At 62.1% G+C, this 13,428-nt stretch carries 13 protein-coding genes; 5 read left to right on the forward strand and 8 right to left on the reverse strand.

The window, feature by feature from the left end:
* Positions 1-11 precede the first annotated feature (11 nt).
* Both L1F06_RS06330 and L1F06_RS06335 read right to left on the reverse strand, forming a co-directional pair.
* Complete coding sequence (locus L1F06_RS06330) at positions 12-971, reverse strand: hypothetical protein (protein WP_129483485.1); 960 nt, start codon at positions 969-971, stop codon at positions 12-14.
* A gap of 20 nt (positions 972-991) precedes the next feature.
* Positions 992-2,707, reverse strand: a complete 1,716-nt coding sequence (locus tag L1F06_RS06335) for a proline--tRNA ligase (protein ID WP_012017888.1) — start codon at positions 2,705-2,707, stop codon at positions 992-994.
* A gap of 124 nt (positions 2,708-2,831) precedes the next feature.
* Between L1F06_RS06335 and L1F06_RS06340 the strand changes: the two genes are divergently transcribed.
* A complete protein-coding gene (locus tag L1F06_RS06340; protein WP_129483530.1) occupies positions 2,832-3,239 on the forward strand; it encodes a PaaI family thioesterase in 408 nt (135 codons plus the stop codon).
* A gap of 70 nt (positions 3,240-3,309) precedes the next feature.
* On the opposite strand, the gene L1F06_RS06345 is transcribed toward L1F06_RS06340, so the two are convergent.
* Positions 3,310-4,575, reverse strand: a complete 1,266-nt coding sequence (locus tag L1F06_RS06345; protein WP_003241652.1) for an OprD family porin — start codon at positions 4,573-4,575, stop codon at positions 3,310-3,312.
* Positions 4,576-5,223: 648 nt separating this feature from the next.
* Here L1F06_RS06345 and L1F06_RS06350 point away from each other — a divergent pair.
* Together L1F06_RS06350 and L1F06_RS06355 are read left to right on the forward strand one after the other, a co-directional pair.
* Positions 5,224-5,655: an HIT family protein gene (locus L1F06_RS06350; RefSeq protein WP_252576740.1), complete on the forward strand. Its 432-nt coding sequence runs from the start codon at positions 5,224-5,226 to the stop codon at positions 5,653-5,655.
* On the forward strand, positions 5,652-5,858 hold the full coding sequence (locus tag L1F06_RS06355) for a SlyX family protein (protein WP_129483487.1): 207 nt from the start codon (positions 5,652-5,654) through the stop codon (positions 5,856-5,858). The genes L1F06_RS06350 and L1F06_RS06355 overlap by 4 nt, the downstream gene beginning before the upstream one ends.
* 42 nt (positions 5,859-5,900) lie before the next feature.
* Here the strand turns inward: L1F06_RS06355 and L1F06_RS25020 are convergent, their stop codons facing one another.
* From L1F06_RS25020 to L1F06_RS06380, 5 genes are all read right to left on the reverse strand, one after another.
* The gene (locus L1F06_RS25020; RefSeq protein WP_129483488.1) at positions 5,901-6,518 is read right to left on the reverse strand and encodes a cold shock domain-containing protein membrane protein; all 618 of its coding nucleotides are present in this window, start codon (positions 6,516-6,518) and stop codon (positions 5,901-5,903) included.
* A gap of 172 nt (positions 6,519-6,690) precedes the next feature.
* Complete coding sequence (locus L1F06_RS06365) at positions 6,691-7,758, reverse strand: GGDEF domain-containing protein (protein ID WP_129483489.1); 1,068 nt, start codon at positions 7,756-7,758, stop codon at positions 6,691-6,693.
* Between the two features lie 97 nt (positions 7,759-7,855).
* Complete coding sequence (locus tag L1F06_RS06370; RefSeq protein WP_024307258.1) at positions 7,856-8,326, reverse strand: Dps family protein; 471 nt, start codon at positions 8,324-8,326, stop codon at positions 7,856-7,858.
* Between the two features lie 114 nt (positions 8,327-8,440).
* Positions 8,441-9,277 carry an SDR family NAD(P)-dependent oxidoreductase gene (locus tag L1F06_RS06375; protein ID WP_129483490.1) on the reverse strand — a complete coding sequence of 279 codons (837 nt, stop codon included), beginning with the start codon at positions 9,275-9,277 and terminating at the stop codon, positions 8,441-8,443.
* Between the two features lie 71 nt (positions 9,278-9,348).
* Entirely contained in the window at positions 9,349-10,467 is a 1,119-nt protein-coding gene (locus L1F06_RS06380; RefSeq protein WP_129483491.1) for an HD domain-containing phosphohydrolase, read from the reverse strand.
* A 199-nt stretch (positions 10,468-10,666) separates the two neighbouring features.
* On the opposite strand from L1F06_RS06380, the gene aspS reads away from it, so the two are divergent.
* Both aspS and L1F06_RS06390 read left to right on the forward strand, forming a co-directional pair.
* Positions 10,667-12,442, forward strand: a complete 1,776-nt coding sequence (aspS, locus tag L1F06_RS06385) for an aspartate--tRNA ligase (protein ID WP_036986948.1) — start codon at positions 10,667-10,669, stop codon at positions 12,440-12,442.
* Between the two features lie 104 nt (positions 12,443-12,546).
* Entirely contained in the window at positions 12,547-13,296 is a 750-nt protein-coding gene (locus L1F06_RS06390) for a YebC/PmpR family DNA-binding transcriptional regulator (RefSeq protein WP_129483492.1), read from the forward strand.
* The last annotated feature ends 132 nt before the right edge of the window (positions 13,297-13,428 follow it).

The raw sequence follows: 13,428 nt of genomic DNA on the forward strand, positions 1-13,428 counted from the left end.
AGCGGATGCGCTCAGTTCACGACCGGATCGGCCGCCAGACGCCCGGCGTCCTTGAGCAGCGCCTTGAGGAAAGCGTCCTGCAACTCGGGGTCGTTACGGGTCAGCTCAATCAGGCTCTGTTCCAGCTCGCTGGCTTCCTCTTCCAGGCCCAGATCGGAAAGGCGCTTGACCCGATGCACCCATTGCGCCACGTCGTCGCCTTCGAGGTCGTTGAAGATCAGATCGTGCGCTTCGCGCAGCTTGCCGCGCAGGGTATGGCTGACCATCAGTGTCGCCTCGGCACGTGCCACCTCGTCGCCCAGACGATCCTCGACGCTCAGTTGGAGGAGGTTGAGGCGGGCCATGTCCTGTTCGCTGAACGGGCTGTCCAGCAGATTCAGGCGCAGCACGCCGCTGCTGTCGGTAAGTAGCTCGAACTGCTGCTCGCCGGCCTTGACCTGTACGGGACGTTCCGACCAGGGCAGGTTGATGTACTCCATGCGGCGATCACGCTGCACTTCCTCGATGCTCGCCAGATTCTGCTCGGCGCGGCCGTTCGACTCGACGTTCATGAAGGGATTCAGGCCCGCCATGCCATAGCTGATCCAGTCGCGGGTGGCGGTTTCCGGCAGGCTGCCGAGCATCACCACGTTGAGTACGTTGGCGCCGACGCCAGCCACCACCGCCACCGCACCCATGGGCACTTCATACAGCTCGCGCCAGGGTTGGTAAGGTGTATAGCGGTCGTAGCGACGCGTCACCTCGAAAGCGGTGACCTCGTAGCTCTTCTGGTCATGCACTCGCACCCGCCGTTGCGGCAGCTCGAGCACCTTCGGTTCGCCTGTGTCGATCTGCAGCTGGTGATCCAGCAATTTGCGCTCGACACGCTCCTCATGCTCGCTACGTTGCGGCAAGTGGTTGGCGCAGGCGCTGAGGAAAAGGGCGCCGCACAGGGCGGCGCCGGTCAGGCGAAGGTTGTTGCTCGTGTGCATGATGTCTCGGTGCGGCGTGATCAGCGGCTGATACGGGCTTGCAGGAAGGGCAGGATCTCGGCCAGCGGCACGGCCTGGGCTTCGGTCTCGGCGCGGCTCTTGTACTCGAGATTGCCCTCGGCCAGGCCGCGGTCGCTGACCACCACGCGGTGCGGAATGCCGATCAGCTCCATGTCGGCGAACTTGATGCCGGGGCTGGTCTTCTTGTCGCGGTCGTCCAGCAGCACCTCATAGCCCGCGGCGGTGAGTTCGGCATACAGCTTGTCGGTGGCCTCGCGTACCTGTTCGGTTTCGTAGCGCAGCGGTACCAGCGCGATGTGGAACGGCGCGAGGGCGTCGTTCCAGAGAATGCCGCGTTCGTCGTGGTTCTGCTCGATGGCCGCGGCTACCACGCGCGATACGCCGATGCCGTAGCAGCCCATGGTCAGGGTGACCGGCTTGCCGTTCTCGCCCAGTACCTGGCAGTTCATCGCCTCGCTGTACTTGGTGCCGAGCTGGAAGATGTGGCCGACTTCGATGCCGCGCTTGATTTCCAGGGTGCCCTGGCCGTCCGGGCTGGGGTCGCCCGCAACCACGTTGCGCAGGTCGGCAACGGTCGGCAGCGGCAGGTCGCGCTCCCAGTTGACGCCGAAATAGTGCTTGTCTTCGATGTTGGCACCGGAGGCGAAGTCGCTCATCAGCGCCACGCTGCGATCGACGATGCAGGGGATCGGCAGGTTGACCGGCCCCAGGGAACCGGGGCCGGCGCCGATGGCGGCGCGAATCTCCGCTTCGCTGGCCATCTGCAGCGGGCTTGCCACCTGCTCCAGATTGGCGGCCTTGATTTCGTTCAGCTCGTGGTCGCCGCGCACGATCAGCGCGATCAGCTTGCCTTCCTCGGCGGCATGCACCACCAGGGTCTTGATGGTCTTCTCGATGGCCAGGCCGAAGCCCTGCACCAGGGCGTCGATGGTCTTGGTGTTGGGGGTGTCGACCAGGCGCATGTCCTCGGTCGCGGCAGCGCGTTCTTTCTCACGCGGCACGGCTTCGGCCTTCTCGATGTTGGCGGCGTAGTCGGAGACGTTGCTGAAGGCGATATCGTCTTCGCCGGACTCGGCCAGCACGTGGAACTCGTGGGAGCCGGTGCCGCCGATCGAGCCGGTATCGGCCTGTACGGGGCGGAAGTTCAGGCCCAGGCGGCTGAACACGTTGCAGTAGGCCTGATGCATGCGGTCATAGGTTTCCTGCAGGGACGCCTGGTCGGCATGGAAGGAGTAGGCGTCCTTCATGATGAATTCGCGACCACGCATCAGACCGAAGCGCGGACGGATCTCGTCACGGAACTTGGTCTGGATCTGGTACATGTTGATCGGCAGCTGCTTGTAGCTGTTCAGCTCGTTGCGGGCCAGGTCGGTGATGACCTCTTCATGGGTCGGGCCGACGCAGAATTCGCGCTCGTGACGATCTTTGACCCGCAGCAACTCGGGGCCGTACTGCACCCAGCGACCGGACTCCTGCCACAGCTCGGCAGGCTGAATGGCCGGCATCAGCACTTCCAGCGCACCAGCTGCATTCATTTCCTCGCGCACCACGTTCTCGACCTTGCGCAGCACGCGCAGGCCCATCGGCAGCCAGGTGTACAGGCCGGAGGCCAGCTTGCGGATCATGCCGGCACGCAGCATCAGCTGGTGGCTGATCACCACGGCATCGGAAGGGGTTTCTTTCAGGGTCGAGAGCAGGAACTGACTGGTACGCATGTTTGGCCGTTCTGTCGGTTGCTAGGGCTTGGAATAGGCCGGCATTGTACGGTGCCTATACAGTGGCGTACAGGACGGGGCTGCGGAAGCGGCGCCGGTGAGCCAGAAGGAGGCGAGGGTGGGATTGACCGCGTTGGAAGTGCAGACACTGATTCGGGCCGGGTTGCCCATGGCCGAGGACATCGACCTGCGTATCGACCGGCTGGACGAGGAGGGCGTGCTGGCACGGGTGCCCTTTCATAGCAAGCTGGTGCGACCCGGTGGCACGCTGTCCGGCCCGACCATCATGGCCCTCGGCGATGCCGCCATGTATGCCGTGGTACTGGGGCGTCTCGGTCGGGTGGAGATGGCGGTGACGTCCAATCTCAATATCAACTTTCTGATCAAGCCCCGGCCGGTGGACCTGCTGGCCGTGGCTCGAATACTGCGTTTGAGCAGGCGTCAGGCGGTATGTGAAGTTTCGTTGTATTCGGCGGGTAATGAGAATGAACTCGTTGCCCACGTAACGGGGACATATGCGTTGCCGATTTGAATGTTAATACTCAAAAAGAAAAGCCCGGTCTCCCGGGCCTCTCTTATTCAAGTATTTGCTGGTTCCTAGGTTACAGGATGCTCAGCGGGTACTCGAGGATTACGCGAACTTCGTCGCTAGAAGCTGCACCGTAGTACACGCCATCGCTGCTGCGATAGGTGGCCTGACGTACACGCATGTTCAGGTCCTTGGCAGGGCCGCTTTGAATGGTGTAACCGACCTGAATGTCGCGTTCCCACTCTTTGCCGTTGGTAGTGTCGCCGACGTTGGCGTCGGTACCGCGAACATAGCGGGTCATGAACTTCAGGCCCGGTACGCCGTATTCGGCGAAGTCCAGGTCATAACGGACCTGCCAGGATTTCTCATCTTCAGCGTTGAAGTCAGAGCGCTGAATGGAGTTAGCCAGCCAAATGGTACCACCGCCGTCTACACCATAGTCATAGCCGATGCCGTCAAAGCCGCCATGGGACTTTTGGTAGGCAAGGGTGAATGTATGAGCGCTGATGTTATAGGCTGCAGCGAGACTCCAGATGGTGTTTTTCTCGCTCGAACCGGTATCGGTGTACTCTTTATCGTACTTGGTGCGATAGATGTTGAAGTCGAAGTTCAGCGATTGGGCTTCGCCCATGCCGATGGTGTAGTTGACGTTGCCGTAGTATTTCTTGAACGCGTCTTCTACGTCGGAGTAGTACAGCGAGGCAGACAGATCGTCGTTGAAGCTGTAAGAACCGCCGAGCACGTCGGCGCTCTTGAGGCCGATGCTGTCATGGTAGGTCTGATCTTGGGCATTGATCGCGGTGAAATGACCGGCGTGCAGCTCCAGGCCTTCGATCTCATTGCTGGTTACCAAGAAGCCTTCAGCAACTTCCGGCAGCAGGCGGCTGTCATCGGTGCTCAATACAGGCAGAGCGGTGAACTGGTCGCCGTATTTGAGAACAGTGTTAGACAGGCGCAGTTTTACCGCGCCGCCAGCTTCAGAGTAATCATCTTGCGAGCGACCATCGCTGTCGGTCGGGAACATGCCGGAGCCTGCGCGGCCTTTACCGCTGTCCAGCTTGATGCCGAGCATGCCAATTGCGTCAACGCCGAAGCCGATGGTGCCTTGAGTGAAGCCGGACTCGAAGGTGCCGATGATGCCATGGCCCCATTCTTGCGGGTCGTCAGTACGAGTCGGATGGTTGCGGAAGTCGCGGTAGAAGTACAGGTTACGGTTCAGGATGTTGAAGCTGCTGTCTTCAACGAAACCGTTGGACTCGGATTGTGCGCTGGCAAACGCCAGTTGGCTGGTACCCGCGGCTACTGCCAGGGCGATTACGCTCCACTTCATCACTTGCATCGTGATTGCTCCTTTGGTTTAGAAGAGTTGCGCTGCCCATTGTTTTGTTGTATGGGCGGCTCTTTCTTTTTGTGTCGGCGGTAACTTATAGCATGCAGCCAATATTGGCGATAGTTGCAGTCTATTCGTTGCGCATTCGGTCATGGCGGTGTCGCATTGCCTGTTGATGAATGTCGCAAATCTGTAGTTCTGCGCTTGCGTTTCGTTCCGTCGACGTTGTCGCGGTTCTGAGTTGCCTGGTACCGCTGTTATTGATCGACTGCGCGGCGTGCCGGGCATTGCGGAATGTTTAGCAAAAGTCGTGCTCAAAATCCACGTTAAGCGCTAAAACCTTGATTTGTTGAGGTGGACGATTCGGGCTGGGCCTGCCAGATGGGGGGCTTCGGCCACGTGGCGCCGCTGATCGGCGGATGGCGCTGCCGCTCATTGCCAGTATGTCTTTCGATACCGTCGGCGGTAACGTTTGATCCTGGCCATTACGGGAGGAAACAAAATGGTGCACGCCTGCGGTGCCGCTCGGGCGGGGTTGCCTTCCGTTGGTGCGTGGCGCGGGATGAATTGTCGTTTGGGGGCGCGTATGCTGCGCGCCCTCGGCCGCGCCTTACCGGCGCTACGCTTGGTTGACTGGATTGAAGCGAGGAGAACCTTATGTTCGCCCTGGATTCGCGTTTGCAGCAGGACTGCCTGCTGATCGGGGATTTCCCCCTGTGTCGTTTGCTGTTGATGAACGACGCCAACTACCCCTGGTTCATCCTGGTGCCACGGCGCGATGAGGTCAGCGAGCTGTTCCAGCTCGACGCCGCTGATCAGCGTCAGCTCTGGCAGGAAACCACCTTGTTGGCCGAAACCCGCAAGGACACCTTTGCCGCCGACAAGATGAACGTGGCGACGCTGGGCAATGTGGTCAGCCAACTGCACATGCACGTGATCGTGCGGCGGCGCGGCGATGCTGCATGGCCTGCGCCGGTATGGGGGCGCAATCCGCCGCGACCCTATGAAGAGGAGCAGGTACGCCAGCTCGTCAGCAAGCTGCGTCTGGTGTTGACCGAGAATTTCGAGTTTTCGGGAGAGGTGGCATGAGTCTCGAGGCGCGGGTCATGGAGCTGGAAAGTCGTCTGGCCTTTCAGGACGACACCATCCAGGCGTTGAGCGATGAGCTGGTCGAACAGCACAAGCGTATCGAGCGTTTGCAACTGCAGTTGTCTGCGTTGGCGCGGCGTCAGGAGGAATTGCAGGGGCAGGTGGGCATCGTCGAAGACGAAGCGCCGCCTCCGCATTACTGAATTGAAAAAGCCCGGTTTCCCGGGCTTTTCTTTGTGCGCGATTCAGCGTCGCGAAGGTGCTGCGGCAATCACGTCTTCCGCCTGCAGACCCTTGTCGCGCTGCATGACCGAGAACTCCACGCGCTGGCCTTCTATCAGCACCCGGTGGCCTTCGCCGCGAATGGCACGGAAATGCACGAAGATATCCTCCCCCGAGTCGCGAGAAATGAAACCGAAACCCTTGGAGGTGTTGAACCACTTGACCGTGCCGGTCTCACGCGACTCCTGGGAGCTGGTGACGCTCGATTGCTCGGTGCTGCGCTGGGCGCTTTGTGGCAGGGACGGGCGTACCTGGGCTGCCAGTTGCAGCAGAACGGCGGCGCTGGTGATCAGCAGGGTAAGCCAGACAGCCGGTTGGTCGCCGATGCTCGGCAGTGGAGCCAGCAGTACCAGGCTCTGCACGACGGCAGCCAGGACCAGCAGAGCGGAGGCCAGGCCCTGCAGCTGTTGGCGCAGGCCGCCGAAGTATGAGGGTTGTTGCGTGGCGATCAGCAGGTTGAGCAGGCCGATTAGGGCCAGATAGATGGCATCCGGAGTGGTCAGGAACGAGGCAGAAAAAACGGGTACGGCAGACAGCAGCAGGGCGGCGAACCCTGTCACGAGATGGGCAATCTTCAACATCTTCGATGAACTCACTGATTGAATGATGACTCAAGGTGTTGCGGAGGGAGCACGCTCTGCGGGTGGCGAGTTGGATGGCCAGGGCGCGCACCGGTGGATCAGGGTGCAGGCGCCGCAAGACGTTAACGCGGCGCGCCGACCTATTTAACAGCAAAGGCGGGGGCTACTCAAATCAAGCGCTTAGCACGGTTTTGCTGGTAATCGGGTGAACCTGGTTGCGGCCACTGCGCTTGGCCTGATAGAGCGCGTCGTCGGCGCGGGTCAGCAGTGTTTCCAGGCTGTCGTCCGCCTCGGCCAGGGCGCAGCCGAAGGAGGCGGTAATGCTGTCCAGCACCTGATCGGTACGGCGTACCTTGACCCGCAGCGCCTGGATCTTGTTGCGTAGTTTTTCGGCAAATTCGAGAACCGCTCCCAGGTCGACGCAGTCGCGCAGTACCACGCAAAATTCCTCGCCACCATAACGGGCGGCAAAGGCGCCTGACGGCAGAAGGTCGCGCAACAGTTGGCCAACGTGCTGCAACACCCGATCACCCAGCGGGTGGCCGTACTGGTCGTTGAACTGTTTGAAATGGTCGATATCGAGAATGACCAACGCCAGGCCCTTGTGGGTTTCGCTCAGGGCGCGTTCCAGCAGGCGGGTGAAGGCATGTCGGTTGAACACCCGGGTCAGGCTATCGAGCGTTGCAGCCAGGTGCGCCCGCTCGAGCTGACTGCGCAGGTGGGTGATTTCCTCCTGGGCGGCGCGCAGGCGGTAGAGAAACTTCTCCTGCTGGTCCTGCATCAGCTGGGTGCTTTCCTGCAAACCGCTGAGCACGCTGGGCAGGTCGTCGATGATCGGTTCCTGCAGGGCGCTGAGCCCATGGCTGAGGCTCTGCTGATAGTTCTCGCTGCCGATCACGCTGCGGGAAACGTCACCCTCGATGTCATCGACCAGTTCGATCACCTGCTGCTGGCCGGCACGGGCCTCCTCCAGCTCGCCGCGAATGATGTAGTCGCGAAAGAGTTTGCTGGCGGTATCCGGCGGGAACACGTCGAAATCCTCGACGACCTTGTCCAGGCGACGGTTGAGCTCCGGCTCGCTACCTCTGCTGTAGGTGTACCAGAGTGCATAGTGCACCGGATTGGGCGGGATGTCGTAACGCATCATCAATGGCACGGCCTGCTTGAGCAGCGCCGCTGCCTCGCGGGTCTCCTCGGGATACAGGTCGATGATGCTGGGCGGTTTGGGCGGCTGACTCATATGTCTCGAACAAGTCTATGGCGAATGGCCAGAGCATAGAACAGCCCGTGCCTCTCTGCCTAATGAAAAGGCCCGGAAAACCGGGCCTTTGGGCGTGTCACGCGGCGAGCAGGCTGCGCAGCATCCAGGCGGTCTTTTCATGCACCTGCATGCGTTGGGTCAGCAGGTCGGCAGTGGGTTCGTCACTGACCTTGTCCAGCAGCGGGAAAATGCCGCGGGCGGTGCGTACGACGGCTTCCTGGCCCTGCACCAGTTGCTTGATCATTTCGTCTGCGCTGGGCACGCCTTCCTCTTCCTTGATCGAGGACAGGCGGGCGTAGGCGGCATAGGTGCCCGGGGCCGGGAAGCCCAGCGCGCGGATGCGTTCGGCGATGGCGTCCACGGCGAGGGCCAGTTCGGTGTACTGCCCTTCGAACATCAGGTGCAGGGTGTTGAACATCGGGCCGGTGACGTTCCAGTGGAAGTTGTGGGTCTTCAGGTACAGGGTGTAGGTGTCGGCCAGCAGGCGCGAAAGGCCTTCGGCGATGGCGGCGCGATCCTGTTCGGCGATTCCTATATTGATTTCCATGGTCTTTCTCCTTTCAGGTGAGCCCGGGATGCTTATCCGGCAATGTGGGCAGAGCCTAACATGGCGAGATGCGGGGCGATTCTGGCTTGGATCAATGAAAGCGATGGTTAGAAGCTATTGATGGCTTGCGGTTCCCTTTCTGCCCAGTAGTCTGGCCAGCAGCCCGGGATAGGACGCCGGCAGCAGTCGCTGAATCTGGTCGAGCAGGCGCGCATCGCTGCCCACCAGGATGCGCGGTTTGCCGCTCTTGATGCCATTGACGATGACGTCGGCCGCCCGGGCCGCGGTGGTTCGCGCCAGCTTGTCGAAATTCTGGCAGGCGCGCTCGGCGTCCTGAGAGCCATCTATGCCGCGATAGAAGCGTGCGGAGCGGGCGATATTGGTCTTGATTCCGCCGGGATGGACGCAACTGACCGCCACGCCGCGGCAGGCGACCTCCTGGCGCAGGGCTTCGGTGAAGCCGCGCACGGCGAACTTGCTGGCGTTATAGGCGCCCTGGCTCGGCAGGCTGACGATGCCGAAGATGCTCGACAGGTTGACGATATGCCCGCTGCCCTGGCGCAGCAGGTGCGGCAGAAAGGCCTTGCTGCCATGCACCACGCCCCAGAAGTTGATGTTCATCAGCCATTCGAAATCCTCGTAGCTGAGCTGATCGATGGTCTGCGATACGGCCACGCCGGCGTTGTTGATGATCAGATCGGCGCCGCCGTGTTCGCTTATCACCTGCTCAGCGAAGGCATGCACCGCGTCGCGCTGGGCCACGTCCAGGGCATGGCAGGTGACGCGCGGGCTCTGGTGGCGCAGCGCTTCGGCATTGCGTTCCAGCTGTGGCAGATCGATGTCGGCCAGGGCCAGTTGGCAGCCTTCGGCCGCCAGGCGAACGGCAAGTGCCTGGCCGATACCCGAGGCTGCGCCGGTGATCACGGCGGTTTTTCCGCTTAGAGAGGGCATGCGAACTCCTTGCACTGGGCTATCCATGAAGCGCGGAGCTTAGCCACTGCAGTCGATCCGGTACAGCCGTTTCAGCCGTGCGCCAGGTTGGGCCGTTGCTGCAGGGTGCGGTTGAAGACGTCGACCCAATGGGCGCTGAACTGCTGTCCGGCGAGATTGTTGATCTCGAGTATCGCCCGCAGAAGCGGGCGCTTGCTCAGCGTCTGGTGCGCGCGCTCGTGGGTGCGTGCATCGAAGGTGTCGACGATATTGAGGATCAGCGCCCCGGGTGCGATCTCGGTTTCGCGCAGGCCCTTGGGATAGCCGCTGCCGTCGGCGTGTTCCTGATGTTGCAGAATGATCTCCATGGCCGGCGCCCAGTCAGGCATGCGCTTTAGCAGCTCGCTGGCCAGACGTGGGTGACCATGGACCAGGCGCCGTTCGTCGCGGCTGAGATCGGCCTGCTTGTGCAGCAGTTCCAGCGGCAGAAACGCCATGCCCAGATCGTGCAGGCATACCGCCGCTGCCAGTTGCTCGGGGCGCTCGACCTGACCGCCCTGGGCATTGATGCTCAGGGCCAGATCCAGCAGGCGCAGGTTGCGTCCTCGCCAGTAGTGCGAGCGTTGTTCGGCGGCCTGGGTGAGCGCAGCGAAGAACTGCAGATCCGGGTCGGCGGCGATGCCGTGGCGAGCCAGCAGCGCCTCGGTAGGGCTCTCGGCGAGAGCTGGCGGGGCTTGCAGACGGGTGCTGGGGTCGATCTGCTGCAGCAATGTGCGGCGAGCCTCCGTCTGTCGTTCGGCTGGCGTCACGGCCAGGGCCTGCAGCGCCTGGCAGAGGTGCTCGAACTGCATCTGGCTCAGGCGTGCGTCCGGGCCGCCCAGTGCCTGACCAATCAGGGCCTGCAGATGGTCCAGCGTCAGCAGCAGGATGTCGCCAAGCAGGCTGTCGAACGCCAGGCGCCCGCTGCGCAGGGCGTCCAGCACGTCCTCCATGGCCTGTGGCAAGGGCATCAGGGCATTGAGATCGATATAACCCAGGTTGCCCTTGAGCGTATGCACCAGGCGGAACAGTTCACGTAGCCGTTCGCCGTCTCTGGGCGCGTGCTCCAGTTCGATCAGCAGTTGCTCGCAACGCGGGAACTGGTCGGCGGCATCCAGGCGAAAGTCCTCCAGCAGGTCGCTGGACAGATCGGCTAGGCGGGGCAGGGGCATGGCATCTTCTCCATGATGGAGGCGCCCTTCATTATAGAAGGCATCTGCCGGGCGGCTGCGCCGGGGCGATTTACCCTATATAATCCCGCTCTTTTCAACACGGGGCGCGCGGCTGGACGCTCGCCGCGGCGTTGCCTCCGCCCAGTGCGCAGGATACGCCTGACCCATCCAAGACCTTTTAGAGAAGCGAACCACGATCATGATGCGCAGCCACTATTGCGGCCAACTGAACGAGAGCCTGGATGGCCAGGAAATCACCCTTTGCGGCTGGGTCCACCGTCGCCGTGACCATGGTGGGGTGATCTTCCTCGATATTCGTGATCGTGAAGGCCTGGCCCAGGTGGTGTTCGACCCGGATCGCGCGGAGACCTTCGCCAAGGCCGACCGCGTGCGCAGCGAATACGTGGTGAAGATCACCGGCAAGGTGCGTCTGCGTCCGGCCGGTGCGGTCAACCCGAACATGGCTTCCGGTGCCATCGAAGTGCTGGGCTACGAGCTGGACGTGCTCAACGAGGCGGAAACCCCGCCGTTCCCGCTCAACGAATACACGGACGTCGGCGAGGAAACCCGCCTGCGCTACCGTTTCATCGACCTGCGTCGCCCGGAGATGGCCGAGAAGCTCAAGCTGCGCTCGCGCATCACCTCGAGCATCCGCCGCTACCTGGACGACAACGGCTTCCTCGACGTCGAGACGCCGATCCTGACCCGCGCCACGCCTGAAGGCGCACGCGACTATCTGGTGCCGAGCCGCACCCACGCCGGCAGCTTCTTCGCCCTGCCGCAGTCGCCGCAGCTGTTCAAGCAGCTACTGATGGTGGCCGGCTTCGACCGCTACTACCAGATCGCCAAGTGCTTCCGCGACGAGGACCTGCGTGCCGACCGTCAGCCGGAATTCACCCAGATCGACATCGAGACCAGCTTCCTCGATGAAAAAGACATCATGGACATCACCGAGACCATGGTGCGCAACCTGTTCAAGGAAGTGCTGGGTGTCGAGTTCGGCGAACTGCCGCACATGCCGCTGGCCGAAGCCATGCGCCGTTTCGGTTCGGACAAGCCGGACCTGCGCATCCCGCTGGAGCTGGTGGACGTCGAGGACCAGCTCAAGGACGTTGAATTCAAGGTCTTCGCAGGTCCTGCCAACGACCCGAAATGCCGTGTTACCGCGCTGCGCGTACCGGGCGGGGCGAGCATGCCGCGCAAGCAGATCGACGACTACACCAAGTTCGTCGGCATCTACGGCGCCAAGGGCCTGGCCTACATCAAGGTCAACGAGCGCGCTGCCGGCGTTGACGGTCTGCAGTCGCCGATCGTCAAGAACATCCCGCTGGACAACATCAATGTCATCCTCGACCGCGTTGGCGCCGTCGATGGCGATATCGTGTTCTTCGGCGCGGACAAGGCCAAGATCGTCAGCGAAGCCCTGGGTGCGCTGCGCATCAAGCTGGGTCATGACCTGAACCTGCTGACCTGCGAGTGGGCGCCGCTGTGGGTCGTCGACTTCCCGATGTTCGAGGAGAACGACGATGGCAGCCTGACCGCCATGCACCACCCCTTCACTTCGCCCAAGTGCACCCCCGAGGAGCTGGAGGCCAACCCGGCTGCCGCACTGTCGCGCGCCTACGACATGGTGCTCAACGGCACCGAACTGGGTGGCGGTTCGATCCGTATCCACGACAAGGCCATGCAGCAGACCGTGTTCCGCGTGCTCGGCATCAGCGAAGACGAGCAGCAGGAGAAGTTCGGCTTCCTGCTGGATGCGCTCAAGTACGGTGCGCCGCCCCACGGTGGTCTGGCTTTCGGCCTGGATCGCCTGGTAATGCTGATGACCGGCGCCAGCTCGATCCGCGAAGTGATCGCCTTCCCGAAAACCCAGAGCGCGGCCTGCGTCATGACCCAGGCGCCGGGTGTGGTGGATGCCAAGTCGCTGCGCGAGCTGCATATCCGCCTGCGTGAGCAAGCCAAGGCCGAATAAGCCTGCAAAAGAAGCCTGGAGATCCCAGGCTTCTTCGTTATGGGGTGGAGAGACTCGAACCCTCACGCCTGGCAATTGTGAAAACCTTATAGATGGAGTGAGTTATGGCTGGTCATTCCAAATGGGCCAACATCAAGCACCGCAAGGGGCGTCAGGACGCCAAGCGCGGCAAGATCTTCACCAAGCTGATCCGTGAGCTGACGGTCGCGGCCAAGCATGGTGGCCCGGTTCCGGCGGACAACCCGCGTCTGCGCCTGGCCGTGGACAAAGCGCTGACCAACAACATGTCGCGCGAGGTGATCGACCGCGCCATCGCCCGCGGCGCCGGCAACAACGAAGCCGATAACGTCATCGAGTTCAGCTACGAAGGCTATGCGCCGAGCGGTGTGGCCATCATCGTCGAGGTGATGACCGACAACCGCAACCGCACCGCCGCAGAAGTGCGTCATGCCTTCACCAAGTGCGGCGGCAACCTCGGCACCGATGGTTCGGTTGCCTACATGTTCGAGCGCAAGGGGCAGATCAGCTTCGCACCGGGTGTCGATGAGGACGCCCTGATGGAAGCCGCGCTGGAGGCGGGTGCCGATGACGTGGAGATGGGCGAGGACGGTTCGGCCCTGGTGTCGACCAGCTTCACCGAGTTCCACGCCGTCAACGAAGCGCTGGGCGCTGCCGGCTTCAAGGCCGAGGAGGCGGAAATCGCCATGATTCCCTCGATCAGCGCGCCGATTGCTGATCTGGAAACCGCGCAGAAGGTCTTCAAGCTGATCGACATGCTCGAAGATCTGGATGACGTGCAGAACGTCTATCACAACGCCGAAGTCGCCGACGAGATCATGGAGCAGCTCGGCTGAGGCCAGCGTTTGACCCTGTGGCGTTCGCGATCTGATCAAGCCGGAAGCGCTGAACAGCGACTCCGGCTTTTTTCGTCGGGCCGAGCGGCGGCGGATGACGGCGCCGGGGGCGGCCCGTATACTCGCCAACTG

Origin of the sequence: Pseudomonas hydrolytica, assembly GCF_021495345.1 — a bacterium.
GTDB lineage: Bacteria > Pseudomonadota > Gammaproteobacteria > Pseudomonadales > Pseudomonadaceae > Aquipseudomonas > Aquipseudomonas hydrolytica.

Bases quoted from the DNA above. Each gene is read 5' to 3' on its own strand.
- L1F06_RS06330 (WP_129483485.1), bottom strand. From the start codon at position 971: ATGCACACGAGCAACAACCTTCGCCTGACCGGCGCCGCCCTGTGCGGC.
- L1F06_RS06335 (WP_012017888.1), bottom strand. From the start codon at position 2,707: ATGCGTACCAGTCAGTTCCTGCTCTCGACCCTGAAAGAAACCCCTTCC.
- L1F06_RS06345 (WP_003241652.1), bottom strand. From the start codon at position 4,575: ATGCAAGTGATGAAGTGGAGCGTAATCGCCCTGGCAGTAGCCGCGGGT.
- L1F06_RS06350 (WP_252576740.1), top strand. From the start codon at position 5,224: ATGTTCGCCCTGGATTCGCGTTTGCAGCAGGACTGCCTGCTGATCGGG.
- L1F06_RS06355 (WP_129483487.1), top strand. From the start codon at position 5,652: ATGAGTCTCGAGGCGCGGGTCATGGAGCTGGAAAGTCGTCTGGCCTTT.
- L1F06_RS25020 (WP_129483488.1), bottom strand. From the start codon at position 6,518: ATGTTGAAGATTGCCCATCTCGTGACAGGGTTCGCCGCCCTGCTGCTG.
- L1F06_RS06365 (WP_129483489.1), bottom strand. From the start codon at position 7,758: ATGAGTCAGCCGCCCAAACCGCCCAGCATCATCGACCTGTATCCCGAG.
- L1F06_RS06370 (WP_024307258.1), bottom strand. From the start codon at position 8,326: ATGGAAATCAATATAGGAATCGCCGAACAGGATCGCGCCGCCATCGCC.
- L1F06_RS06375 (WP_129483490.1), bottom strand. From the start codon at position 9,277: ATGCCCTCTCTAAGCGGAAAAACCGCCGTGATCACCGGCGCAGCCTCG.
- L1F06_RS06380 (WP_129483491.1), bottom strand. From the start codon at position 10,467: ATGCCCCTGCCCCGCCTAGCCGATCTGTCCAGCGACCTGCTGGAGGAC.
- aspS (WP_036986948.1), top strand. From the start codon at position 10,667: ATGATGCGCAGCCACTATTGCGGCCAACTGAACGAGAGCCTGGATGGC.
- L1F06_RS06390 (WP_129483492.1), top strand. From the start codon at position 12,547: ATGGCTGGTCATTCCAAATGGGCCAACATCAAGCACCGCAAGGGGCGT.